21 protein-coding genes are annotated in these 24,380 nt (G+C 72.4%); 9 read left to right on the top strand and 12 right to left on the bottom strand.

Features of this window, described 5'->3' with window-relative positions:
- Position 1: 1 nt before the first annotated feature.
- The 11 genes from alr to BLP95_RS01485 all read right to left on the bottom strand — a co-directional run bounded on the left by alr (position 2) and on the right by BLP95_RS01485 (position 9,826).
- Complete coding sequence (alr, locus tag BLP95_RS01535; protein ID WP_089676449.1) at positions 2 to 1,108, bottom strand: alanine racemase; 1,107 nt, start codon at positions 1,106 to 1,108, stop codon at positions 2 to 4.
- Between the two features lie 145 nt (positions 1,109 to 1,253).
- Complete coding sequence (rpoS, locus tag BLP95_RS01530) at positions 1,254 to 2,240, bottom strand: RNA polymerase sigma factor RpoS (protein WP_089676448.1); 987 nt, start codon at positions 2,238 to 2,240, stop codon at positions 1,254 to 1,256.
- Between the two features lie 105 nt (positions 2,241 to 2,345).
- Positions 2,346 to 3,470, bottom strand: coding sequence for a peptidoglycan DD-metalloendopeptidase family protein (locus tag BLP95_RS01525; protein WP_089676447.1), 1,125 nt, complete (start codon positions 3,468 to 3,470; stop codon positions 2,346 to 2,348).
- The gene (locus BLP95_RS01520; protein ID WP_089676444.1) at positions 3,463 to 4,467 is read right to left on the bottom strand and encodes a DUF368 domain-containing protein; all 1,005 of its coding nucleotides are present in this window, start codon (positions 4,465 to 4,467) and stop codon (positions 3,463 to 3,465) included. Before BLP95_RS01520 ends, BLP95_RS01525 begins: the two co-directional genes overlap by 8 nt.
- Before the next feature lie 13 nt (positions 4,468 to 4,480).
- Positions 4,481 to 5,161: a protein-L-isoaspartate(D-aspartate) O-methyltransferase gene (locus BLP95_RS01515; protein WP_023006252.1), complete on the bottom strand. Its 681-nt coding sequence runs from the start codon at positions 5,159 to 5,161 to the stop codon at positions 4,481 to 4,483.
- On the bottom strand, positions 5,148 to 5,894 hold the full coding sequence (gene surE, locus BLP95_RS01510) for a 5'/3'-nucleotidase SurE (protein ID WP_089676442.1): 747 nt from the start codon (positions 5,892 to 5,894) through the stop codon (positions 5,148 to 5,150). Before surE ends, BLP95_RS01515 begins: the two co-directional genes overlap by 14 nt.
- Before the next feature lie 25 nt (positions 5,895 to 5,919).
- A complete protein-coding gene (truD, locus tag BLP95_RS01505; protein ID WP_245678653.1) occupies positions 5,920 to 6,996 on the bottom strand; it encodes a tRNA pseudouridine(13) synthase TruD in 1,077 nt (358 codons plus the stop codon).
- Positions 6,989 to 7,522 (bottom strand): 2-C-methyl-D-erythritol 2,4-cyclodiphosphate synthase, encoded by a 534-nt coding sequence (gene ispF, locus BLP95_RS01500; RefSeq protein ID WP_089676439.1) that lies wholly within the window; start codon positions 7,520 to 7,522, stop codon positions 6,989 to 6,991. The genes truD and ispF overlap by 8 nt, the downstream gene beginning before the upstream one ends.
- Positions 7,522 to 8,256, bottom strand: coding sequence for a 2-C-methyl-D-erythritol 4-phosphate cytidylyltransferase (gene ispD, locus BLP95_RS01495; protein ID WP_089676437.1), 735 nt, complete (start codon positions 8,254 to 8,256; stop codon positions 7,522 to 7,524). Before ispD ends, ispF begins: the two co-directional genes overlap by 1 nt.
- Positions 8,253 to 8,588, bottom strand: coding sequence for a cell division protein FtsB (ftsB, locus tag BLP95_RS01490; protein ID WP_023006247.1), 336 nt, complete (start codon positions 8,586 to 8,588; stop codon positions 8,253 to 8,255). Before ftsB ends, ispD begins: the two co-directional genes overlap by 4 nt.
- A 95-nt stretch (positions 8,589 to 8,683) precedes the next feature.
- Entirely contained in the window at positions 8,684 to 9,826 is a 1,143-nt protein-coding gene (locus tag BLP95_RS01485; protein ID WP_089676435.1) for a GNAT family N-acetyltransferase, read from the bottom strand.
- A gap of 92 nt (positions 9,827 to 9,918) precedes the next feature.
- Between BLP95_RS01485 and BLP95_RS01480 the strand changes: the two genes are divergently transcribed.
- The 6 genes from BLP95_RS01480 to BLP95_RS01455 all read left to right on the top strand — a co-directional run bounded on the left by BLP95_RS01480 (position 9,919) and on the right by BLP95_RS01455 (position 17,414).
- A complete protein-coding gene (locus BLP95_RS01480; RefSeq protein ID WP_089676433.1) occupies positions 9,919 to 11,316 on the top strand; it encodes a coniferyl aldehyde dehydrogenase in 1,398 nt (465 codons plus the stop codon).
- Between the two features lie 115 nt (positions 11,317 to 11,431).
- Positions 11,432 to 13,318 (top strand): phosphogluconate dehydratase, encoded by a 1,887-nt coding sequence (edd, locus tag BLP95_RS01475; protein WP_089676431.1) that lies wholly within the window; start codon positions 11,432 to 11,434, stop codon positions 13,316 to 13,318.
- Between the two features lie 182 nt (positions 13,319 to 13,500).
- The gene (gene glk, locus BLP95_RS01470) at positions 13,501 to 14,466 is read left to right on the top strand and encodes a glucokinase (protein ID WP_176760205.1); all 966 of its coding nucleotides are present in this window, start codon (positions 13,501 to 13,503) and stop codon (positions 14,464 to 14,466) included.
- Positions 14,463 to 15,518, top strand: coding sequence for an aldose epimerase family protein (locus BLP95_RS01465; RefSeq protein WP_245678652.1), 1,056 nt, complete (start codon positions 14,463 to 14,465; stop codon positions 15,516 to 15,518). Before glk ends, BLP95_RS01465 begins: the two co-directional genes overlap by 4 nt.
- On the top strand, positions 15,515 to 16,405 hold the full coding sequence (locus tag BLP95_RS01460) for an aldo/keto reductase (RefSeq protein WP_089676429.1): 891 nt from the start codon (positions 15,515 to 15,517) through the stop codon (positions 16,403 to 16,405). The genes BLP95_RS01465 and BLP95_RS01460 overlap by 4 nt, the downstream gene beginning before the upstream one ends.
- Before the next feature lie 40 nt (positions 16,406 to 16,445).
- Positions 16,446 to 17,414 carry a carbohydrate kinase family protein gene (locus BLP95_RS01455; RefSeq protein ID WP_089676427.1) on the top strand — a complete coding sequence of 323 codons (969 nt, stop codon included), beginning with the start codon at positions 16,446 to 16,448 and terminating at the stop codon, positions 17,412 to 17,414.
- Between the two features lie 6 nt (positions 17,415 to 17,420).
- Here the strand turns inward: BLP95_RS01455 and cra are convergent, their stop codons facing one another.
- The gene (gene cra / locus BLP95_RS01450; RefSeq protein ID WP_089676425.1) at positions 17,421 to 18,422 is read right to left on the bottom strand and encodes a catabolite repressor/activator; all 1,002 of its coding nucleotides are present in this window, start codon (positions 18,420 to 18,422) and stop codon (positions 17,421 to 17,423) included.
- 190 nt (positions 18,423 to 18,612) lie between these two features.
- Between cra and ptsP the strand changes: the two genes are divergently transcribed.
- Genes ptsP through BLP95_RS01435 form a run of 3 tightly spaced genes read left to right on the top strand, consistent with a single transcriptional unit; the run spans position 18,613 to position 24,247 of the window.
- The gene (gene ptsP, locus BLP95_RS01445; RefSeq protein ID WP_089676423.1) at positions 18,613 to 21,525 is read left to right on the top strand and encodes a phosphoenolpyruvate--protein phosphotransferase; all 2,913 of its coding nucleotides are present in this window, start codon (positions 18,613 to 18,615) and stop codon (positions 21,523 to 21,525) included.
- Positions 21,525 to 22,499 (top strand): 1-phosphofructokinase, encoded by a 975-nt coding sequence (pfkB, locus tag BLP95_RS01440; RefSeq protein ID WP_089676421.1) that lies wholly within the window; start codon positions 21,525 to 21,527, stop codon positions 22,497 to 22,499. Before ptsP ends, pfkB begins: the two co-directional genes overlap by 1 nt.
- A complete protein-coding gene (locus BLP95_RS01435) occupies positions 22,496 to 24,247 on the top strand; it encodes a PTS fructose-like transporter subunit IIB (protein WP_089676419.1) in 1,752 nt (583 codons plus the stop codon). The genes pfkB and BLP95_RS01435 overlap by 4 nt, the downstream gene beginning before the upstream one ends.
- The last annotated feature ends 133 nt before the right edge of the window (positions 24,248 to 24,380 follow it).

Below are 24,380 nucleotides of genomic sequence, written 5' to 3'. Positions count from 1 at the left end.
GCTAGCGGGGCTGCCCATGATAGCGCCTCGGCACCCGGGGCAGCACCCCGGTGAGCAGGGTGTAGCTGATGGTGTCGCAGTGGTGGGCCACCTCGTCCACCGAGAGCACCTCGCCGGTGGCCGCCCGCCCCCACAACACCACCTCGCTGCCGATGTCGGCCTCGGGAAGGTCGGTCAGGTCCACGGTAAGCATGTCCATGGAGACCTTGCCGGCGATCCTGGTGCGCCGCCCCTCGACCAGCACCGGGGTGCCGTCCACCGCGTGGCGGTCATAGCCGTCGCCGTAGCCGGCGGCTACCACCCCGATGCGCGAGGGGCGCGGGGTCACCCAGCGCCCGCCGTAGCCCACCGGCTCGCCGGCGGGCAGCTCGCGCACAGCGATGATCGCCGAGCGCAGCGTCATCACCGGCGCCAGGCGGCGGCTGGCCGCGTTGGCGGCCTCCAGCGGGTCGCTGCCGTAGAGCATCACCCCGGGGCGGTTCCAGGCGCCGTGGGCGGAAGGCCGCGCCAGGGTGGCCGGCGAGTTGGCCAGGCACAGCGAGGCGTCGAGGCGCTCGGCGAGGGCCGTCAGGCGCGCCATCTGCGCCTCGAAGTAGGCCCCCTCCACCAGGTCGGCGGTGGCGAAGTGGCTCATCAGCTGCAGGTCGCAGGCGTGGTCGGGGGCGGCCTGCAGGCGACGCCAGGCCGCCTCGGCCCGCTCGGGCGGGAAGCCCAGGCGATGCATGCCGGAGTCCACCTTGAGCCACACCGGGATGGGGCGCGCCGGGCGATGGGCGAGCAGCGCGTCGAGCTGCCAGTCGCTGTGGACCGCCATCCACAGGCCCAGTTCGTCCACCCGGTGAAGCTCATCGGCGCTGAAGATGCCCTCGAGCAGCACGATGGGGGTGGCGATGCCCGCCTCGCGCAGGGTCACCGCCTCCTCGATGCAGGCCACGGCAAAGGCCGGGGCGAGCCCCTCCAGGGCACGGGCGCAGGCCACCGCGCCGTGGCCGTAGGCGTCGGCCTTTAGCACGGCGACGCAGCGGCTCTCGGGCGAGCACTCGCAGGCGAGACGGTAGTTGTGGCGCAGGGCGTCGAGGTCGATCTCGGCGGTCAGCGGCCGGGCCATGGCGAACTCCAGGTCAGCGAACGGAACAACCCGGCATTATCTTCGGAATGGACGGCGAAATCACGGAAGAAACCGCCGTATCGACGGCGGTTTTCCTTGTGATCACGCTAAAGGAAGGGAGCATTCCAGCAGGAATCTCTACCCACTACTCGAAGATGGCCTCCAGGTTGAGGCCCTGCTTCTCCAGCACCCGACGCAGCTTCTTAAGCGCCTCGACCTGAATCTGGCGCACCCGCTCCCGGGTCAGGCCGATCTCCTCGCCCACCTGTTCCAGGGTGGCGGCCTCGTGGCCGCGCAGGCCGAAGCGGCGCACCACCACCTCGCGCTGCTTATCGGTGAGCTCGGAGAGCCACTCGTCGACATGCTGCTTGACGTCGCCATCCAGCAGGCTGGACTCGGGGCCGTGCTCGTTGTCGTCGGCCAGGGTCTCGATCAGCGGCTTGTCGCTGTCGCCGCCCACCGGGTAGTCCACCGAGGAGATGCGCTCGTTGAGCCCCATCATCTTCTTGACCGTCGCCACCGGCTTGTCGAGGTGTTCGGCGATCTCCTCCGCGGTGGCCTCGTGGTCGAGCTTCTGGGTCAGCTCGCGGGCCGCGCGCAGGTAGATGTTGAGCTCCTTGACCACATGGATCGGCAGGCGAATCGTGCGGGTCTGGTTCATCAGCGCCCGCTCGATGGTCTGGCGGATCCACCAGGTGGCGTAGGTGGAGAAGCGGAAGCCGCGCTCGGGATCGAACTTCTCTACCGCGCGGATCAGGCCGAGGTTGCCCTCCTCGATCAGATCGAGCAGCGACAGGCCGCGGTTGAGGTAGCGCCGGGCGATCTTGACCACCAGGCGCAGGTTGGACTCGATCATCCGCGAACGGCCCAGCGGATCCCCTTTCTGGGCCAGGCGGCCGTAGAAGACCTCCTCCTCGGGGGTGAGCAGCGGCGAGAAACCGATCTCGTTGAGGTAGATCTGAGTGGCGTCGAGGCTCTGGTGACTGTAGCGGTCCTCGCGATTCAACGCCTTCTCGAAGGCGGCCTCGTCCTCCTCGCGGGTCTCGTCGTCGATGCTATCGACGATCTCGTCCTCCTTCTCCTCGAGCGCGTCAAGATCCACATCCTGAAGGTCCCGTTCAAGCATGCTCATCGATGGCTACCCCGTGCTTGCGTCCTGTGGCCGATGCCGAGAAGCATCGGCGCTACCGATTATTATTGTGTGACACTCGGTGGGCGAGCCCACCGGGGCGAGGCATCAGCGTGGTGGCAGATACTCCAGTGGGTCCTGGGGCTGACCATCCTTGCGCACCTCGAAGTGGAGCCTGACGCTCTCGGCATCGCTGTCGCCCATGGTGGCGATCACCTCGCCAGCCTCGACCACGTCATTCTCACGGACTCGCAGGGAGTCGTTGTGGGCGTAGGCGCTGAGGAACTGGTCGTTGTGCTTGAGCAGGATCAGCTGGCCGTACCCCCGTACGCCGCTGCCCGCATAGACCACGATGCCCGGTCCCGCCGCCTTGACAGGTTGCCCCTTTTGCCCGGCGATATCAATGCCGGCGGTGATGGTGCCGCCGTCGCCGAAACGCCCCACCACCTCGCCGTCGACGGGCCACTGCCAGGGCACCTCGGCCACCGGGGTGTAGGTGCGCGAATCGCGATCGGCGCCCTGGGTGCCGCCGGCCACGGCGGTGCCGGCATCGGTCTCGGCGGCCGCCTCGCTCGACGCCTCGTCGGCACTCTCCCGGTCGGGCTCCTCCTCGGCTGCGGCCTCGGCCACGTCTTGGGTCTGGTCGGCGACGTCGGCCGTCTCGGTGGCGGCATCACGCTCACTGCGCTCGGCCAGGTCACGCTCGCTCAGGCTGCCATCGGCGCCGGGGCTGTCCGGCGAGTAGACCGGCCCCGGGCCTTGGTCGCTTTCTGCGTCCGCGACGCCGCCCGCTGCCGCATCGCCCGAGAGGGGCTCGCCTGACGACCGCCGCGCCTCGGTCTCGCCGCTGGGCAGCAGCCAGCCCATGTCGTCCGCGTCGTCCTGGGGCTGGGCACCACCGAGGGGCGTGGCCACCGCCACCGCGCTGCCGGCGTCAACGTCGGCGCCGGCCTCGCCGCGGGCGGCCTCGGGGTCGAGCACCAGGCGCTGGCCCGGCTCGATGCGGTAGGGCGGGCCGATGCGGTTGAGGCGCGCCAGGTCGCGGTAGTCCATGTCGTGGCGCCAGGCGATCCCGTAGAGGGTATCGCCCCGCTCCACCGTGTAGTGGCTGGCCGCGTCGTCGGCACGGCTGGCCGAGAGGTCGCGCACCGGCACCTGCCGGGGGGCCTCCTGCTGGCTGGCGCAGCCGGCTATCGCCAGGGCCAGCCCCGAAATCATCAATACCTTACGCATCAGAGCCTTCCTCCTTGTTCGCCCCGTCGGGGCTTGCCCCATGTGTGGTGGCCCCGCCGGCCGGACGCGACCGGGTGGCGTGCCGACCGCCGTGGTCGATCAGCAGCACCGTGGCCGCCCCCGCCAGCATCAGGGCCGTCACGGCCAGCAACTGGGGGGCATCGCCGGTGAGCAGGGCATAGTCGCCAGGTGTCAGGTAGCGGAAATCCAGCGGAATCATCTGTCCCTCGGGGCCGAGCTGGTAGCGTACCAGTTCCCGCCACGGCCAGAGTACCGGCAGCGACCCCACGATGAAGCCCACCAGCAGCTGCAGGGTCGCGGTGTGGTGACGGTCGAGCAGCCAGGAGAGCAGCCGCGAGAAGGCGAAGAGCCCCGCCGCGCAGCCCGCCCCGAACAGGCCGATCAGCCCCAGGTCGAAGCCGCGGATGCCATCCATCACGGTGCCGTAGAGCCCCATGGTCAGCAGCAGGAAGCTGCCCGAGACGCCGGGCAGGATCATGGCGCTGATGGCGATGGCCCCGCCCACCACCAGCATGGTCTCGCGGCTGCCTAGCTCGCTGACCAGCGGCATCAGTGCGGGCAGGCCATGGGCCAGCAGCAGCCCGGCCACCAATGGCGCGATGTGCCACCACTTCCAGTCGGCGGGATGGCGGCTGACCACCAGCGCCGAGGCCAGCACCAGGCCGAAGAAGAAGCCGTTGAGCAGCAGCGGGTGATCCTCCATGAGCCACACCACCAGGTGGGCGACGCTGACCAGGCTCACCAGGATGCCCGCCAGCAGCGGCACCAGGAAGGCCAGGTTGAGGTGGGCGACGAGCCCCGCCACCCCGCCGCGGCGCCAGGCGCCGAAGGCGCTGGGGCCGAAGCGCTTGATGGTGTGGATCAGCTCCTCGTAGATGCCGGTGATGAAGGCGATGGTGCCGCCCGAGACGCCGGGAACGGCGTCGGCGGCGCCCATGCCGGCACCCCGGATCACCAGGCCGAGATATCGCTTCAACTGAGAGCTCCTTTCAACGGATGACGCCTTCCAGCAGCGGCACGAAGCGCACCGGCTCCAGCCGCCGCCGCTCGAACTGGTCGCCCTGGCGCTGCACCCGGGTCAGCCACTGGCGGCCGCGGGCGTCGGCGAGCGGGGTGATCAGCACGCCCCCCCCGGCGAGTTGGGCGAGCAGCGCCGTGGGCAGCTCGCTGGCACAGGCGGTGAGCAGGATGACATCGAAGGGGGCCGCCTCCTCCCAGCCATGGCCGCCGTCGGCCAGGCGCAGGTGGAGGTTGCGCGCCCCCAGCAGGCGCAGCCGCTCGGCGGCACGCCGGTGCAAGGCATTGATTCGCTCGATGGACCAGAGTTCCGGCACCAGCCGCGACAGGATCAGCGTCTGGTAGCCGGAGCCGGTGCCCACCTCCAGCACCCGCTCGGGCGCCTCCTGCAGCACCAGCTCGGTCATGCGCGCCACGATCCATGGCTGGGAGAGGGTCTGGCCGTGGCCGATGGGCAGCGAGGTGTCCTCGTAGGCGCGATGGGCCAGCGCCTCGTCCAGGAAGAGGTGGCGCGGCTCCCGCGCCAGGGTCTCCTTCACGCGCGGGTCGCGGATGCCCTGGGCGGCCAGACGCTCCACCATGCGATCGCGGGTGCGCTGGGAGGTCATCCCCACGCCGCGCACCAGCTCGGCCAGCCGTTCAGGTGAGTGCATCCAGCCAGCCCTTGACGTCCGCGATAGCCGCATGCCGGGTGAGGTCGGTCTGCAGCGGGGTGATGGAGACGAAGCCCGCCTCCACGGCGGCGAAGTCGGTATCGGGGCCGTCGTCGGCGTTTTCGCCCACGGCGGCGATCCACCAGCGCACCCGTCCCCGCGGGTCGCGCACCTCCTGGGGCCGCGCCGCCGGGCCGCGATAGCCCAGGCGGGTGACCCGGAAGCCCTGGATCTCGCTCCACGGGAGGTCGGGCACGTTGACGTTGAGCAGGCTGCGCGGCGGCAGCGAGAGCTGGTCCGCGGCGCCCACCAGGCTCGCCGCCACCCGGCCGGCGGTGTCGAAGTGGCGGTGACCCACCAGCGACATGGCGATGGCCGGCATGCCCAGGTTGCGTCCCTCCATGGCGGCGGCCACGGTGCCCGAGTAGAGCACGTCGTCGCCCAGGTTGCCGCCGTGGTTGATGCCGGAGATCACCAGGTCGGGCTTCTCGTCCCAGACGCCGTTGACCCCCAGGTAGACGCAGTCCGCCGGGGTGCCGTCGACGCTGTAGAAGCCGTTGTCCAGCGCCGAGAGCGCCAGCGGCCGGGTCAGAGTCAGGGAGTTGCTGGCCCCGCTCTTGTCGCGGTCCGGGGCCACCACGCGCAGCCTGGCGTGGGCCGCCAGGGCATCGTGCAGGGCACGCAGGCCGGGGGCATGCACGCCATCGTCGTTGGAGAGCAGCAGTCGACGCATCTCGTCTCCTCGTCTGGGCGCCCCGTCACAGGGTCGGGTGCGCGATCAATTCCCTGAGCACCGCGGTGGCGAAAGCCCCGCGAGGCAGCGTGAAGGTGAGCCAGAGCGCATCGGTGCCGAGCTCAAGGCTCGCCTCGGCGAGGCGCAGCCGCAACGGCCGACGCGCGAGACGCACCCCGGCCCGCTCGAGGCCGGCACACAGCGCCGGGTAGCGGCCGGCCAGGCGGGCCTCGCGGGCCAGCGCCTCGCCGTTCGCCGCGGAGCGCCCCACACCCCACAGCACGCCGCTGGCGTGCAGGTCGAGGCGCGCCGCCCGCTCCGCGAGCTCGGCGTCCGGCGCCTCGACGGTGAACTGGCTCGCCGTGCCGTCGAGGATCGCCACCTCGCCCAGCAGCAGCGTCTCCCAGCTGCCATCGGCCAGGCGCTCGGCGAGTGCCTCGTTGAACAGGAAGCTGCGCGCCGCCGAGAGCAGCATGCCGTCGCGGTCGTCACGCTTGCGCCAGCCCCGGGCCAGCAGCGCGCGGGCGCGCAGCAGGTTGCGCCCATCGGGACCGAAGCGCTGGGGACCGAAGAGGTTGGGCACGCCGCGCTCGAGCAGTCGCTCCCAGCGCGGCGTGAAGCCCGGCGATTCCACCGCCGGCCCGGTGAGCCGCAGCCGGAAGCGGTTGGCGCGGTGCACGCCGCGCTTGAGCTTGCGCGGATGGCGGGCCATCTCCAGCACCCGTATGCCCTGCTCGGCCAGCGCATCAACGAGGCCCGCCGGCGCCACGCGCCCCGGCAGCTGCACCGAGAGCCACTGACGGGTCACGGCGACGCGATCCTTCATGCCCGAGACGCCCACCACCCGCGGCGACACCTCGCACAACCGCGCCAGCGCCTTGACCGCCATGGCGGTGGTCAGGTCGCGTTTCTCGATGAACAGCCACAGGTGCTCGCCCTCCCCCTCGGGGGCGAAGTCGAGCACCTCCTCGACCTGGAAGTCCTCGGGGCGCGCCCGGTACTCCCCGGGCGGCGGCGGGCCGAAGGCGTCGTCGAGCGATCGCGGCCAGGTCGGGGGCCAGGCAATGGCATCGGGCTCGCGGGGGGCGTCGACCTCACTCACCGGCAGGCTCGCCCTGCCGGTCCGCGACCGGCACATCTGAGACCGACATGCCGGCGACCGGCAGCAGCAGCGCCACCGCCTCGGCGGCGATCCCCTCGCCGCGGCCGGTGAAGCCCAGCCGTTCGGTGGTGGTGGCCTTGACGTTGACCGCACCGCGCGCCACACCCAGGTCGTCGGCGATGTTGGCCGCCATGGCTCCCACGTGGGGGGCCATCTTCGGCGCCTGGGCCATCAGGGTGGCATCGAGGTTGCCGACCCGGTAGCCGGCCTCGCGCACCAAGGCCACCACGCGGCGCAACAGGTCGCGGCTGTCGGCGCCCTTCCAGGCCGGATCGGTGTCCGGGAAGTGGCGGCCGATATCGCCCAGGGCGCAGGCCCCGAGCAGGGCGTCGCTGATGGCGTGAAGCAGCACGTCGCCGTCGGAGTGGGCGATGAAGCCGCGCTCGAAGGGCACGGCGACACCGCCGATCATCAGGTGGTCGCCCTCGCCGAAGCGGTGGACGTCGAAGCCATGGCCGATTCGCATCATCTCTCCGCGGCGCCCGCCGGCGCCGTCTCGTTCTCGGCCGAGGCCTGGGCGGCCAGGATCAGCCCGGCCAGCGCCAGGTCCTCGGGATGGGTGATCTTGAGGTTGTCGCGCCGCCCCGGCACCAGCAGAGGCGCCTCGCCCAGCGCTTCGACCGCCGAGGCCTCGTCGGTGACCGCCACGCCCGCGTCGGCGGCCGCGGCAAGCGCCCGGGCCAGCAGGCCATGGCGGAACCCCTGGGGCGTCAGGGCGTGCCACAGCCCGTCGCGGGGCTCGGTGGCGGCCACCCGGCCGGCGCCGTCGTCGCGCTTCATGGTATCCGCTACTGGGGCGGCCAGCAGCCCGCCCACCAAGTCATCGTCAAGCGCCTGCTTGAGCCGACGCAGGTCATCGAGCGCCACGCAGGGCCGCGCCACGTCGTGGACCAGCACCAGGTCGTCCTCGCGGGCCTCGTCGGCGATGGCCGCCAGGGCATTGGCCACGGAGTCGGCGCGCTCGGCGCCGCCGGCTACCCACCGCCAGTCGGCGAAGGGTACCCAGGCCGGGTCGAACCAGGCGTCGTCGGGATCGAGGCAGAGGCACAGCCTCGCCGCCGGGAAGGCGGCGTGCAGCCGCGCCAGGGTATGCGCCAGCACCGGGCGCCCGGCCAGGGTCAGGTACTGCTTGGGGCGGTCGGCGCCCATGCGTCGTCCGCGGCCGGCCGCGGGCACCACCAGCCAGGGCTCCGCCCTCATCGGCGCGCCTCCAGCTCGGTGGCGGGCAGCGGGTTAACCACCGGCTCGGCCTCCACCGCCACGTCGGGCACCCAGAAGAACTGCTCGTCGGTGCGCACCATGCCGATGTCGCTGCGTGCCCGCTCCTCGATGGCATCGAGGCCTGTCTTGAGGTCGAGCACCTCGGCCGCCAGGCGCGCGTTGCGGTCGCGCAGCGGCTGGTTGGCCGCCTCCAGCGACGCCACCCGCTCGCGCACCTCGGCGAGCTCCTCGATGCCGCCCTGGCCGAGCCATAGCCGGTACTGCAGCAGCGCCAGCAGCACCGTCAGCGCCAGCGCCAACCCCTTGAGCATGGTGCCTTCCCGTTACGTCGTTACGATGGCAGGCATTATGCCATCTTAGCGGCCCGCCGGCAGGGCCAATCTCGGCGGCAGGCTCGGCGAAGAGGCTAGGCCCCGCGCCGGAAAGGCAGCGCCGCCTCGGCGGCTCGGCGGTAGGCCAGCACATGCTCGCGCTCCTCGGCGCAGAAGCGAGCCACGGCGTCGCGCAGCCGCGGGTCGGCGATATGGTGCAGCGAGGTGAGCAGCCGCGGGGCAAAGCCTCGGGACAGCTTGTGCTCGCCCTGGGTGCCGGGGTCGAAGGTGGTCAAGCCGCGCTCGAGGCAGTGCTCGATGCCCTGGTAGTAGCAGGCCTCGAAGTGCAGGCAGTCGGCGACCACCTCGCTTCCCCAGTAGCGGCCGTAGAGGGTGCGTGCGCCCTGCAGGCAGAGCGCCGCCGCCACCGGCTTGTCCTCGAGGCGCGCCTGGATCAGCAGCAGGGCCTCCGGCAGCGTGGCGCGCAGGCGACGAAAGAACTCCAGGCTCAGGTAACCGCTGCGGCCGCGCTCGAGGTAGGTGATCTCGTAGCAGCGAAAGAAGTGTTCGAGGGCCGCGGCGTCGATCGCCTCGCCCTCCAGGCGGTGCAGGGTCAGCCCCTGGTCGGCGACCAGGCGCCGCTCGCGGCGGATCGCCTTGCGCCGCTTGGCGGTCAGGGCGGCGAGGAAGCCCTCGAAGTCACCGTAGCCGGCGTCCCGCCACTGGAACTGCACCCCATGGCGGGCCAGCAGGCCCGGGCGCGCCGCCTGCCAGTCGGCCACCTCGGCGTCCGTGGCGAACAGCAGGTGCCAGCTCGACAGGGCCGGATCGTCTTCCCAGGCCGCGGCCAGGGCCTCGCGGGCGGCGAGCGGATCGATGCCCGGCGCCAGGGCCAGCCGCGGTCCCGGCGCCGGGGTGAAGGGAACGGCGGTGAGCGCCTTGGGGTAGTAGCGCCCGCCGGCGCGCTCCCAGGCATCGGCCCAGGCCCAGTCGAAGACGTATTCACCGAGGGAGTGATACTTGTGGTAAAGCGGCATGACGCCCACCAGCCGCCGCCCCTGCCACAGCGTCTGGTGGCGCGGCACCCAGCCGGAGGCCGGCGCCACCGCGCCGCTGGCCTCCAGGGCGTGCAGGAACTCATGGCGCAGGAAGGGGGAGTCGTCGTCGACCAGGGCGTTCCAGTCGGCGGCGGGCAGCGCCTCGATGGCGGGCACTTCCTGCGACACGAGCGAGGGCATGGCGACTCCGGCGGCTGACAAGGCGTTGGCGAAGGGCCTACATTGTGCCCAGACTCCCGACCCCTTGCCATCACCGCCTCAAGGACCCTCGCATGGATGATGCCCGCGCCCTGACCGCGCGCCTCGACGCCCAGCGCCGCGCCTTCTCGGCCGCCCCCTATCCCAGCCTGGCCGAGCGCCGCGATCGCCTGGCCCGGCTGGCGGCCCTGACCCGGCACCACCGCGAGGAGATCATCGCCGCCATCGGCGAGGACTTCGGCCACCGCGCCGAGGCCGAGAGCCGGCTGGCGGAGATCGCCACCGTGCTGCAGGCGGTGCGTCATGCGCGGCGCCACCTGCGCCGCTGGATGCGCCCGCGCCGAGCCGCCGTGCCCTGGCGGCTCCAGCCGGCCACCGCGCGCACCCACCCCCAGCCGCTGGGGGTGGTGGGCATCATCGCCCCCTCCAACTACCCCTGGAGCCTGGCCTGGCTGCCCGCCATCGACGCCCTGGCCGCCGGCAACCGGGTGATGATCAAGCCCAGCGAGCACACCCCGGCCACCTCGGCGCTGATGGCCAGGCTCGCGGCGCGCTACTTCGCCCCCGAGGAGCTATGTGTGGTGGAGGGCGACGCCGAGGTCGCGCGCGCCTTCGCCGCCCTGCCCTTCGACCACCTGCTGTTCACCGGCGGCGGGGCCATCGGCCGCGAGGTGGCACGCGCCGCGGCGGCCAACCTGACGCCGGTCACCCTGGAGCTCGGCGGCAAGAGCCCGGCCCTGGTGGCCGCCGACGCCGACCTGGAGAAGGCTGCCGAGCGCATCGCCTTCGGCAAGTGGCTCAACGCCGGGCGCACCTGCATCGCCCCCGACCATGTGCTGATCGAGGCCTCGCGCCTCGACCCCTTCCTCAAGGCGCTGGAACGCCAGGTGGCGCGCTTCTACCCCGAGGGCAGCGCCAGCCGCGACTACGGTGCGGTGCCGGGAAAGGCACAGCGCGAGCGCCTCGAGGCGATGCTCGCCGAGGCCCGCGACCGCGGCTGCCGGGTGATAGCGCTCGGCGAGCGGCTCGAGCTTGCCAGCGGCGGGGTCAAGCTGCCGCCTACCCTGGTGGTCGACCCCACCGACGACCTGCGGATCATGCAGGAGGAGATCTTCGGCCCCTGGCTCGCGGTGATCGGCGTGCCCGACATGGCCCATGCCCTGGCCCGCGTCGCTGCCGGCCCGCGTCCGTTGGCGCTCTATGCCTTCACCGACGACCCCGACCTGCGCCGCCGGGTGCTTCAGACCACCCACTCCGGCGGCGTGGTGTTCAACGACACCCTGTGGCACAACGCCGTGCCCGCCCTGCCCTTCGGCGGGGTCGGCGCGAGCGGCATCGGCGCCTACCAGGGCGAGGCGGGCTTCCGTCGCTTCAGCCTGGAGCGCAGCGTCTTCGTCCAGTCGCGACGCAGCGCGGTAGGCTGGCTCAACCCGCCCTACCGGCGCTGGCTGCTACGCCTGCTGGGGCTGTGAGCCGCGGCCCCTTCAAGGTAAGAAAACTACAAAAAGGACAACAATTCCGCTAGGATTGGCGAAAGCTCGCAATCTATATTGGTAAACTTACCAAAACAAACCGCCGAGGTGTCCCATGGCCAGTCCCACCCCCGCCCTCAACGCCACCGTCGCCGACGTCACCCGCCGCATCCGCGAGCGCAGCGCCGAGCGCCGCGCCCTCTACGAGGCGCGCATGGCCGACCAGCACCGCCGCGGCGTGCACCGGGGCGAGCTCTCGTGCGGCAACCTGGCCCACGGCTTCGCCGCCTGCGGGCTCGAGGACAAGAATGCGCTGAAACTGATGAACAGCGCCAACCTTGGCATCATCTCGGCCTACAACGACATGCTCTCGGCCCACCAGCCGCTTGCGACCTTTCCCGAGACCATCAAGGCCGCCGCCCGCGCCATGGGCTCCACCGCCCAGTTCGCCGGCGGCGTGCCGGCCATGTGCGACGGCGTCACCCAGGGCCAGCCGGGCATGGAGCTGTCGTTGTTCTCCCGCGACGTCATCGCCATGGCCACCGCCGTGGGGCTCTCCCACAACATGTTCGACGCGGCGCTCTACCTCGGCGTGTGCGACAAGATCGTGCCGGGGCTGTTCATCGCCGCGGCACGCTTCGGCCACCTGCCGGCCATGTTCGTGCCGGCCGGCCCCATGCCCAGCGGGCTGCCCAACAAGGAGAAGGCGCGCATCCGCCAGCTCTTCGCCGAGGGCAAGGCGAGCCGCGAGGAGCTGCTCGAGGCGGAGTCGCAGTCCTACCACAGCCCCGGCACCTGCACCTTCTACGGCACCGCCAACTCCAACCAGCTGATGATGGAGATGATGGGCCTGCACCTGCCGGGCACCTCCTTCGTCAACCCGGGCACCGAGATGCGCGAGGCGCTCACCCGCTTCGCCACCGAGCAGGCGATCCGCAATACCGAGCCCGGCGGCGACTACCGCCCCTTCTACAAGCAGATCGACGAGCGCGCCATCGTCAACGCCATCGTCGGCCTGCTCGCCTCCGGCGGCTCCACCAACCACACCCTGCACCTGGTGGCCATGGCCGCCGCCGCCGGCATCACCCTTACCTGGGAGGACTTCACCGACCTCTCCGCGGTGACGCCGAGCCTGATGCGGGTCTATCCCAACGGCCAGGCCGACATCAACCACTTCCAGGCCGCCGGCGGCATGAGCCTGCTGTTCCGGGAACTGCTCGCCGCGGGGCTGCTCCACGGCGACATCCCCACGGTGTTCGGCACCGACCTCACCGCCTACACCCGGGAGCCGTTCCTCGAGGAGGGCAAGCTCACCTGGCGCGAGGGCCCCGAGAGGAGCCTCGACGAGGAGGTGCTGCGCGGCGTGGCCACGCCCTTCGCCCCCACCGGTGGCCTCACCGTGGTGGACGGCAACCTGGGCCGCGGGGTCATCAAGGTCTCGGCGGTGGCCGAGGAGCATCGCGTGGTGGAGGCCCCGGTCAAGCTCTTCGAGGACCAGAATGAGCTCAAGGCGGCCTTCGAGGCCGGCGAGCTGGACCGCGACGTGATCGCCGTGGTGCGCTTTCAGGGCCCCAAGGCCAACGGCATGCCCGAGCTGCACAAGCTGACGCCCTACCTGGGCGTGCTCCAGGACCGCGGCCACAAGGTGGCACTGGTCACCGACGGGCGCATGTCCGGCGCGTCCGGCAAGGTGCCGGCGGCGATCCACATCAGCCCGGAAGCCCTCGACGGCGGGCCGCTCGCCAAGCTGCGCGACGGCGACATCGTGCGCCTGGATGCCAACGCCGGCACCCTCCAGGCGAAGGTGGACGCCCACACCTGGGCCGACCGCGAGAAGCGCGTCGCCGAGCTGGATCACTACCACGTGGGCCTGGGCCGCGAGCTGTTCGCCGGCTTCCGCCACCTGGCCATGCGCGGCGAGGAAGGCGCCGGGGTGTTCGGCGGCTTCGAGGCCGACGACCTGGCCCGCCAGGCCGGCCAGATCCACGACGAGGACGCCTGAGCCACGCCGAGGCCGTCTGATCCACGGCATGTGAGATAGTGAGAAGCGCCGGGGACAAGCCGCAGAGGGGGTCCTACGCCATGGATGGCGTCGGTAGCGCCCAGGGAGGGGTTCACAGCGCCCCCTCGCAGGCTTGTCGCCGGAACAGCTTCGAGCGACGCAGCCCTAGAGAACCATTGACGATGATTCGACCCGCCCTGATCGGCGATATCGGGGGCACCAACGCCCGACTCGCCCTGGTGACCCCGGGCGCCTTCGCGCCCCACGACATCCTGACCCTGCCCTGCGCCGACTACCCCGGCCTGGTGGAGGCGGTGCGCGACTACCTGGCCCGGGTCGGGGCGGTAGGCGAGCGCGCGCCCCGCGAGGCCTGCCTGGCCTTCGCCTGCCCGGTGCATGATGACCGCATCAAGATGACCAACAACCACTGGGTCTTCTCCCGCGCCGCGGTGCAGGCGGAGCTGAGGCTTGAACTCTTCAAGACCATCAACGACTTCACCGCCCAGGCCCTCGGCGTCCCCCACCTGGGCGAGGACGAGCTGGTCGAGGTGCAGCCCGGCACGCCCGCCTCCCACGCCGCGCGCCTGGTGATCGGGCCCGGCACCGGGCTCGGCGTGGCCACCCTCTTCCCCGGCCGCCACGCCTGGATCCCGCTGCCCGGCGAGGGCGGGCATGTCACCTTCGCCCCCACCGATGAGTGCGAGCAGAACCTGCTGCGCCACTTCCGCAACCGCTACGGGCGGGTATCGGTGGAGCGCGTGCTCTGCGGCCAGGGGCTGCTCGACCTCTACCTGGCCCACTGCTCGCTGAAGGGCGCCAACCCCGCCCACGCGAGCCCCGCCGAGGTCACCGCCGCCGCCGACGCGGACCCCGTGGCCCGTGATACCCTGCTGCGTTTCCTGAAGATCCTCGGCGACGTCTGCGGCGACGCGGCGCTGACCCTCGGCGCCCGCGGCGGCGTCACCCTTTGCGGGGGCATCCTGCCGCGGCTGCTCGACTGGTTGCCGAAGAGCCGCTTCCGCGAGGCCTTCGCCGACAAGGGGCGCATGCGGGCCTACAACGCGGCGCTGCCGATCCAGGTGGTCACCGCGCCCTGGCCGGGCCTGCTGGGCGCCGCCGAGGCCCTGCACAATGAGGAGGTCGAATGATTCCCGCATCCCTGCGCGCCCTGCTGGACGCCACCGATGGACAGCGCCGCGCCGAATGGGCCGGCCGCGAGGTATGGCTGGCCCGCGAGGCCTGGGGCGAACTCGCGGTGTCGCTCCAGGGCGCCCAGGTGCTTCACTATTTACCTCACGCGCCCGAAACCGCGCGAGCCGCGGGCGCTCCTGTGTCGCCCGAGGACGCGACAGCCGCGGGCGCTTCCGCATCATCTGAAGACGCGACTGCTGAAGGCTCTGCTTCCGCGCCGCTCTCTAACGCGTCCGAAGACACGCGAACGCGCACCAGCACTTCCCGCCCGGATCAGAGCGAGGAAGCCCTGGTGGCCGGCGGCTGGCTGTGGGTCACGCCCACGCCCCAGGCGCTGCCCGGCGCCATCCCGCTGTGCTGGCCGTGGTTCGCCGACGAGCACACCGCCGACGAGTCCCCGGATCGTTCCGGGCCGATGCACGGGCCGGCGCGCAAGGCCGACTGGCGCCTCGATGCCGTGGACGAGCACGAGGAGGGCGTCGAGCTGCACCTCTCGCCGCTCGAGCGCCTGCATTCCCAGCTGGTGCCCCGGGCGGTGATCCAGGCCAATGCCAACCGCCTGCATGTGGAACTGATCACCGAGCATGTCGGCGAGACCCCGGCCAAGATCACCGGGGCCCTGCACAGCTACCTGGCGGTGGCCGACGCCAGGGACTGCCGGGTCGAGGGGCTAGCCGGCGCCCGCTACCTGGACAAGCTCGCCGACTTCGCCGAGCGCGAGCAGCAGGGCGAGCTCGGCGTGCGCGGCGGGCTGGACCGCATCTATCACTCCAACGCCGAGCTCGTCCTGGACGACGGCCAGCGTCGGCTGCGTGTCGCCCGCCAGGGCAGCGACTCGGCGGTGGTCTGGAACCCGGGCGACGCGCTGCCCGACGACACCCCCGCTGAGGCCGCCCGCCACTTCCTCTGCGTGGAGTCGGCCAACACCCGGCTCGACCCGGTGTGGCTGGTCCCGGGCGCCCAGCACCTGCTCGGCACCACGCTCTCGGTGGCGGATGCCGCCTCATGAGCGCCGCGCCCCGCATCGACGCCCCCTTCCTGCTCGGCATGATGCGCCTGCACGAGGTGCCGGCGCTACATGCCCCCGGGCGCCTGGGCGACTGGATCGAGGCGCGGCTCGACGAGGGCCTCGCCTGGTTCGACCACGCCGACATCTACGGCGACGGCCAGGGCGAGGCCCTGTTCGGCGCCGCCCTGCGCGCCCGCCCGTCCCTGGCGGGGCGGGTAAAGGTGGTGACCAAGGCGGGCATCGTCACCCCGGGGCGCGACGCCTCCCGAGCCGGCCAGCGGGATACCGGGATCAAGCACTACGACAGCTCGCCGGCCGCCCTGACGCGGGCCATCGATGCGGCCCTCTCGCGCCTCGGGGTGGAGCGCCTCGACCACTTCCTGATCCACCGCCCCGACCCGCTGATGGCGGCCGCGGCCACCGGTCGCGCCCTGGACGATGCCATCGCCGCCGGCAAGATCGGTGCCGCCGGGGTCTCGAACTTCCTGCCCGAGCAGTGGCGACGCCTCCAGGCCGCCATGCATCACCGGCTGGAGGCCCACCAGCTGCAGCTCTCCCTGGACCACCCCACGCCGCTGTTCGACGGCCGCTACGATGCGCTGGTGGCCGACGGCCTGGCGCCACTGGTCTGGTCGCCGCTGGGTGGCGGCCGGGTCTTCCAGGGCCCGGCCGTGGGCCTGCTGGACCACCTGGCCGGGGTCCACGGCGCCACGCCGGCCGGTGTGGCGCTGGCCTGGCTGCGCGCCCTGCCGGGGCGTCCGGTACCGGTGATCGGCAGCCTGCGCGCCGAACGCATCGCCGCCCTGGCGCAGGATGCCGACCTCGCCCTGGCCCGTCCCGACTGGTACGCCCTGCTCGAGGCTGCCCGCGGCCATCCGGTCGCCTGACGGCGCTCGCCCCTACCCGCCCCTCTTGAGGAGACCCCCGATGATACCCGTGATTGCCTTCGGCGAGGCCCTGGTCGACATGCTCTCCAGCCGCCTCGGCGATGCCGGGCAGGGCCCCGAGACCTTCACCCCCTATGCCGGCGGCGCGCCCGCCAACGTCGCCGTGGCCTGCGCGAGGCTCGGCGTGCCGAGCCGGTTCCTGGGCATGCTGGGCGACGACCACTTCGGCGACTTCCTGGCCGCCGAACTCGCCGCCCATGGCGTCGACACCTCGGGCGTGGTGCGCACCCGCGAGGCGCGCACGGCGCTGGCCTTCGTCTCCCGGGACGCCGCGGGGGAGCGCACCTTCGACTTCTACCGGCCACCGGCCGCCGACCTGCTCTACCGGCTCGAGCACCTGCCCCAGGGCGTGTTCGCCGAGCCCGCCATCCTGCACCTGTGCAGCAACAGCCTGACCGAGCCGGAAATCGCCGAGACCACCCTGGCCATGGCCGAGATGGCCCGTCGCGCCGGCTGCCTGGTCAGCGTGGACGCCAACCTGCGCCACAACCTGTGGGCGACCGGCCAGGCCGACATCAGCCTGGTGACCCGCCTGCTCGACGCCGCCGACCTGCTCAAGCTCTCCACCGACGAGCTCGACTTCCTGCGCGCCGACCACCCGGAGGAGGCCTGGCTGGCCGAGCGGCTGGCCGCCGGGGTCAAGGCCGTCGTGATCACCGACGGCCCGGGTGACGTGCGGCTGCTGGGAGTGGGCATCGAACGGCGGGTGACACCGCCCGCCGTCGAGGCGGTGGACACCACCGCCGGCGGGGACGCTTTCATCGGCGGGCTGCTGGCCGAGCTCGCCGAACACCTCGGCAGCGCAGGCCTGGAGGGCTGGCAGCGCGACGAGGCGTTCCTGGCCCGCGCCGTGGAAACGGCCTGCCGCTGCGGCGCCCACGCCGTGACCCGACCCGGTGCCTACGTCGCCCTGCCGACCCGCGAGGACCTGGCCGGGCTGCGCCGCTGACCCGCCTTACGAGACGGGCCGGCGCTCCGGCAGGCGCCAGCGCAGCTGGCGGGCGATCACGGTGGCCCCGGGCCGGTAGCTTCCTCGCGCCGCGGCGAGGGCGGCCTGCAGGGCGGCCGCGGCGATGCGGTCGTGATCCTGCACCGCCGAATTGACCGGCAGCGGCAGGAAGTCCAGCAGGCGGCTGTCGCCGAAGGTGGCCAGGCGCAGCGACGGGGGCAGCCCACCCTCCTCCAGCAGCACGTCGAAGACGCCATCCAGCAGGGTGTAGGAGGCGGTGATCAGGGCGTCGGGCAGGCCATGGGTGTCGAGCAGTTCGCGCATCAGCCGTGCGCCATGCTCCCGGTCGTAGCGTTCGGCGCAGCACATCAGCGGACGCGCCTCGCCTTCCGTCAGCGCCTGCCGGAAGCCGGCCCGCCGCTCGGCGGTGATCGAGAGCCCCGGCACCGCATCCAGCCAGGCCACGCTGTTCACCCTCTCGCCCAGCACCGAACGGCTCAGCCGCTCGGCCGCCTCGCGGTCGTTGCTCACCACGCTGGCAAAGCGCGCCGGATCGAGGCCGCGGTCCACGGCGACGACCGGCAGGCCGTCGGCCAGGAGCTCGCCGTAGAAGGGGTCGCCCTCGGACAGGCAGCTGGCGACGATCAGGACCTCGCAGCGCTGGGCACGCAGCGCCAGGGCCAGGTCGCGCTCGGCATCGGGCCGGTCGTCGGAGCCGACGATCAGCAGCTGGTAGCCCTGCTCTCGGGCCCCGCGCTCCAGCCGCTTGGCCAGGCGCGCATAGCTGACGTTCTCCAGGTCGGGAATGATCAGCCCCAGGGTCCGGCTAGAGCCGCGGCGCAGGGCGGCGGCCTGGGCATCGACCCGGTAGCGGTGTTCACGCACCACGGCCATCACCCGCTCCACGGTCCGGGGACTGATGCGCTTCTCCTCGGCCTTGCCGTTGATGACGTAGCTGGCCGTGGTGCGCGAGACGCCGGCCAGCCGGGCGATTTCGGCGAGTGTCATGGGTTACCTCCCGTGGCGTTCGCGCCATTGTATGTCAGGGCGTGGCGACCTCCCCCTACCAATGTCGTAGATGCGGCCACTTGCCAACGCAGGTGAATCGATCCAGCCTTGAGTATAGACAGGTGACACGATTCAGCCAAAGCCGGACAACGCTATCCGACACGGCCCGCCACCCTTACAGGAGCCCCCCATGCTGACCCTGAGTCCCGACGATATCCTGCTGGACTGCCATGCCGACGACTGGCGGGCCGCGCTGGACAGCGCCGCCGAGACGCTGCAGCGGTCAGGCCTCGTCACGGCCGGCTACCGCGACGGCCTGCACGCCCGCGAGGCCCAGTCCTCCACCTACCTGGGCAACGCCATCGCCATCCCCCACGGCACCCCGGAGAGCCGCGAGCATGTAAGGGCAACCGGGGTGCGGGTGCTGCAATTCCCCCGCGGCATCGACTGGCACGACGGCCACCGCGTGCATGCCCTGGTGACCATCGCCGCCCAGAGCGACGAGCACCTGGACATCCTGCGCCAGCTCACCCATGTGCTTGACGACGACAGCGTCGCCGGCCGCCTCGCGCAGGCCACCTCGGCGGGGGTGATCGCCTCGCTGCTGTCGAAGGCCGTGGTGGAGGCGCGCCTCGATGCCGACACCCTCTGCCTGGGCTTCCCCGCCCGCGACGTCCGCGAGCTGGCCCTGGCCGGGGCCGCCCGCCTGCGCCAGCTCGACTGCGTGGCCGGCGGCTTCGTCGCGGCGGTGGCCGAAGGCGCCCCGCTGCGACTCGGCCAGGGGCTGTGGCTGGCCACCAGCGACCGTGGCGTGGAGACGCCCGCCCTGTCCCTGGCGACCTCCGACCGAGCCCTGGCGGAGAACGACGAACCGGTCACCGGGGTCTTCTGCCTGGCGGCGCGGGGCGATGCCCATCGCGGCCTACTGGAGCGGATCCTGGCCCTGCTGGAGAGCGGCCAGGCAGGGGAGCTCAAGGGGGCCGACGCCGCCACCGTGCTGGGCCGGCTCTCCGGGGAATCGGCCAGCGCCCATACCCGCCTGGCCCGGGTCCTCAACGCCCATGGGCTGCACGCCCGTCCGGCCAAGCAGCTGGTGCAGGTGGCTCGCGCCCAGGGCATTGCGATTCGCGTGCGCCTCGCCGAGGGCGGCGGGGAAGCCGTGCCGGCCACCAGCCTGACCAAGGTGATCGGCCTGGGGGCTCGCCGTGGCCAGCAGCTCGCCTTCTCCGCCGAGGGCGAGGGCGCCGAGGCGGCCCTCGAGGCGCTCGACCGCGCCGTCGCCGAGGGGCTGGGCGAGCAGGTCCTGCCCTTCGACGAGAGCCGTGAGCGACTCGCCCCCCGGGAAGCGGCCGCGCCCCTGACGCCCCTGCCCGCCGACCTGCCCCACCCCGGCGTCGCGGCCTCCCCCGGGCTGGCCATCGCCCCGGCCTTCGTGCTGCGCACGCCCCGCTTCGACTACCCCGACCGGGCCGCCGACCCCGCAGCCGAGCGCCGCCGCCTGGAACAGGCGATCCACGAGGGGACCGCGCAGCTGGAGGCCCTGGTGCAGCAGGCCCGCGGCGGCGAGGTCGCCCAGATCCTCTCCATGCACGAGGAGATGCTGAACGACCCCGAACTCCTCGAAGCGGCCGGCGAGGGCATCCGGGACGGTCGCTCCGCCGAGGCGGCCTGGTGGGACGCCATCGAGACCGCGGCCCACGCCCAGGAGATGCTCGCCGACCGGCTGCTCGCCGAGCGCGCCGCCGACCTGCGCGACGTCGGTCGCCGGGTGCTGGGGGTACTCTGCCGGGTCGAGCTGCCGGCGCCGCCGGACCACCCCTATATCCTGGTCACCGACGACATCGGCCCCTCCGATGTGGCGCGCCTGGACACCACCCGGGTCCGCGGCCTGCTCACCGCCCGCGGCGGCGCCACCGCCCACAGCGCTATCCTGGCCCGCGCCCTGGGCATCCCCGCGGTGGTGGGGGCCGGCGAGCGGGTGCTCACCCTGGAGAACGGGAGCGAGCTGATCCTCGACGGCGAGCGGGGCCGGGTGGTTCCCGCTCCCTCCGCCGAACGCCGCGCCGCCGCCGAGCAGCGCCTGGTGGAGCGCGAGCGTCGCGCGGCCGAGGCCTGGGAGGCCCGCTTCGGCGAGGCACGCACCCGCTGCGGCCACCGCGTCGAGGTGGCCGCCAACCTGGGCAACACCGCCCACGCCGCCGATGCCGTGGCGCGCGGCGCCGAGGGCATCGGCCTGCTGCGCACCGAGTTCCTGTTCATGGCCCACGCCCACGAGCCGGACCTCGACACCCAGGTCGGCGAATACCGCGAGGCCCTGGACGCCCTGGACGGCCGGCCGCTGGTGGCCCGCACCCTCGACGTGGGGGGCGACAAGCCGCTCCCCTACTGGCCGATGCCGAAGGAGGACAACCCCTTCCTCGGCCTGCGCGGTATCCGCCTGGCCCTGACCCGGCCCGAGGTCCTCGAGACCCAGCTGCGCGCCCTGCTGATGGCCGCGGCGCCCGCGGATGAATCGGGAAAGGCGCCTGCGGCTGGGGTTACTGAAAAGGCCCGGCCGCTGCGCATCATGCTGCCCATGGTCAAGGACATCGGCGAGTTCCGCGCCGCCCGGGCGATCGTCGACCGGCTGCTGGCGGAGATCCCCGAGGCCGAGCGCGCCACCGACCTGCAGCTGGGGGTGATGGTCGAGGTGCCGTCCAGCGCCCTGCTGGCCGCCAGCCTCGCCGACGAGGTGGACTTCTTCTCGGTGGGGACCAACGACCTGACCCAGTACACCCTGGCCATCGACCGCGACCACCCCGAACTCTCCGCCCAGGCCGACGGCCTGCACCCGGCGGTGCTACGGCTGATCGAGATGACCGTGGCCGCCGCCCATGCCCGCGGCAAGTGGGTCGGCGTGTGCGGCGAGCTGGCCTCGGATGCCACCGCCGTGCCGGTGCTGGTGGGGCTTGGCGTCGACGAGCTGTCGGTGAGCGCCCGCCAGGTGCCGCTGGTCAAGGCGCGCCTGCGCGAGTTCGACCTCGCGGAGGCCCGCGACCAGGCCGCCCTGGCGCTGGCCCAGGCCACCAGCGAGGCCGTCCGCGACGCCCTGGAGGTGCGCTGATGGCCCGCGTGCTCACCCTGACCCTCAACCCGGCCCTGGACCTCTCGGTGACCCTAGAGCGACTGGAGCCCGGCATCGTCAACCGTACCCGTGCCACCCACCTCGCCGCCGCCGGCAAGGGCGTCAACGTGGCCCGGGTGCTCGCCGAGCTGGGCCACGACGTCACGGTGACGGGGTTCCTCGGCGAGGAGAACGACGGCCCCTTCCTGCGCGCCTTCGAGGCCCTGGGCGTGGAGGATGCCTTCCTGCGGGTGCCGGGGGAGACCCGCATCAACGCCAAGCTCGCCGAGGCCGACGGCCGGGTCACCGACATCAACGGGCCGGGCGCGCGCATCGACGCCGCCAGCTGGCAGCGCCTGCTCGACTGGCTGGACGCCCGCCTGGCCAACGCCGAGCGCCGCCCCGCCGGGGTGGTGATCGCCGGCAGCCTGCCGCCCGGCGTCGCCGCCGAGGACCTGGCAGGCCTGGTGGCCCGGCTGCGCGACGCCGGCCTCGCGGTATGGGTCGACACCAGCGGCGAGGCCCTGGCACGGGCCATCGACGCCCGCCCCACCGCGGTCAAGCCCAACGAACAGGAGCTGGCGGCCTGGGCCGGCACGCCCCTCGACACCGCCGAGACTCGTCTCCGGGCGGCGCTTCGCCTCTACGCCGCCGGCGTCGAGGAAGCGCTGATCTCCGCCGGGCCGGCCGGGGTGCTGTGGGTCAGCCGCCGTGGCGCCTGGCAGGCGGTGCCCCCGCGCCTGGACGTGGCCAGCACCGTCGGCGCCGGCGACACCCTGCTGGCTGCCATGCTGCACGGCATCCTCTCCGGCCATACGCCGGAACAGGTGCTGCGCTTCGCCACCGCGCTCTCCGCCGAGTCCGTCCGCCATGTCGGCGTGGGCCATGTCCGCGCCGATGACTTCCCGCAACTCCAGCAACAGACCCGCGTGCGTCGCCTCAACGACGTCGACGCGGGGGGAGCCCTCGCATGAACGCCATCATCGTCACCGCCTGCCCCAGCGGCCTGGCCACCACCTTCCTCGCCGCCCGCCGCCTGGAGCAGGCCGCCCAGCGTCTCGGCTGGCGGGTCGATGTCGAGATGCACGGCGAACTCGAGCCCGTCACGCCGCTGTCGGCGACCGCCCTGCAGGCGGCCGACCTGGTCATCGTGGCCGCCGACCATGTGCCCGACCCGCAGCGCTTCGCCGGCAAGCGGCTCTTCCAGGGCCCGATCGACCAGGCGCTGCCCGACCCCGCCGCCTTCCTGGCGCGGGCCGAGCGCGAGGCCGAGGCCTTCACCCCGGCCGACGACCCCGCCCCGGCGCTGGCCACCGGCACGGCCCCCGGCTCCGGCGCGCGGATCGTGGCGGTGACGGCCTGCCCCACCGGGGTGGCCCACACCTTCATGGCCGCCGAGGCCCTGAGCGAGGCCGGGAAATCCCTGGGGCACGAGATCCGCGTGGAGACCCAGGGGTCGGTGGGCGCCCAGGACCGGCTCACCGAGGAGGAGATCGCCGCGGCGGACCTGGTGGTCCTGGCCTGCGACATCGAGGTGGACCCCACCCGCTTCGCCGGCAAGCGGGTCTACCGCACCTCCACCGGGGCGGCGCTCAAGAAGCCCCGGGCGACCCTCGAGGCCGCCTTCGAGCAGGCCGAGACGGAACACGCCAACGCACCGGCCGCCGGCGGCGAGGCAAGGAAGAGCGCCAAGGAGAAGGGGGTCTACAAGCACCTGCTCACCGGGGTCTCCTTCATGCTGCCCATGGTGGTGGCCGGGGGCCTGCTGATCGCGCTCTCCTTCGTCTTCGGCATCGAGGCCTTCGAGCAGGAGGGCACCCTCGCCGCGGCGCTGATGCAGATCGGCGGCGGCACCGCCTTCGCCCTGATGATCCCGGTGCTGGCCGGCTATATCGCCTACTCCATCGCCGACCGTCCCGGCATCGCCCCGGGGATGATCGGCGGCATGCTGGCGGCCAATATCGAGGCGGGTTTTATCGGCGGCATCCTCGCCGGCTTCCTGGCCGGCTACGTGGCCCTGGCGGTGACCCGTCATGTCAAGCTGCCGGCCAGCGTCGAGTCCCTCAAGCCGATCCTGATCATTCCCCTGGTGGCCAGCCTGGTCACCGGCCTGACCATGATCTACGTGATCGGCGAGCCGGTGGCGGCAATTCTCGCCGGCCTGACCAGCTTCCTGGCCGGCATGAGTTCCGCCAACGCCGTACTGCTGGGCGTGCTGCTGGGTGCCATGATGTGCTTCGACCTGGGCGGGCCGGTCAACAAGGCCGCCTACACCTTCGGCGTCGGCCTGCTGGCCTCCCAGACCTATGCGCCCATGGCGGCGATCATGGCCGCCGGCATGGTGCCGGCCATCGGCATGGGCATCGCCAGCTTCGTCGCCAAGCAGAAGTTCTCCGGGCCGGAGCGCGAGGCGGGCAAGGCCTCCTTCGTGCTGGGCCTGTGCTTTATCAGCGAGGGCGCCATTCCCTTCGCCGCCAAGGACCCGCTGCGGGTGATTCCCGCCTGCATCGCCGGCGGCGCCGTGACCGGGGCCCTCTCCATGCTGGTGGGGGCCCAGCTGATGGCCCCCCACGGCGGCATCTTCGTGCTGCTGATCCCCAACGCCATCACCCCGGCCCTGCTCTACCTGGCCGCCATCGTCATCGGCTCGCTGATCACCGGCCTGGGCTATGCGGCGATCAAGCGCGGCGCCGCGCCGGTGGCGGTGGGCGCCAGCACCTGAGCGTGGCCGTGGCAGGCCACGGGGCAGCGCATTGTTGTTTTATTACAGGATAACGTCGATCAATGCGCATAGATTGGCCAAAATCCCGCCCATTGGGTAGTATTTTTACATAACAAACCCTCGGCACCCCACC

This window comes from Halomonas shengliensis (assembly GCF_900104135.1).
Taxonomy (GTDB): domain Bacteria; phylum Pseudomonadota; class Gammaproteobacteria; order Pseudomonadales; family Halomonadaceae; genus Halomonas; species Halomonas shengliensis.
Note: the sequence above shows the minus strand (reverse complement) of the source record. Positions and strands in the feature narration are given on the sequence as shown.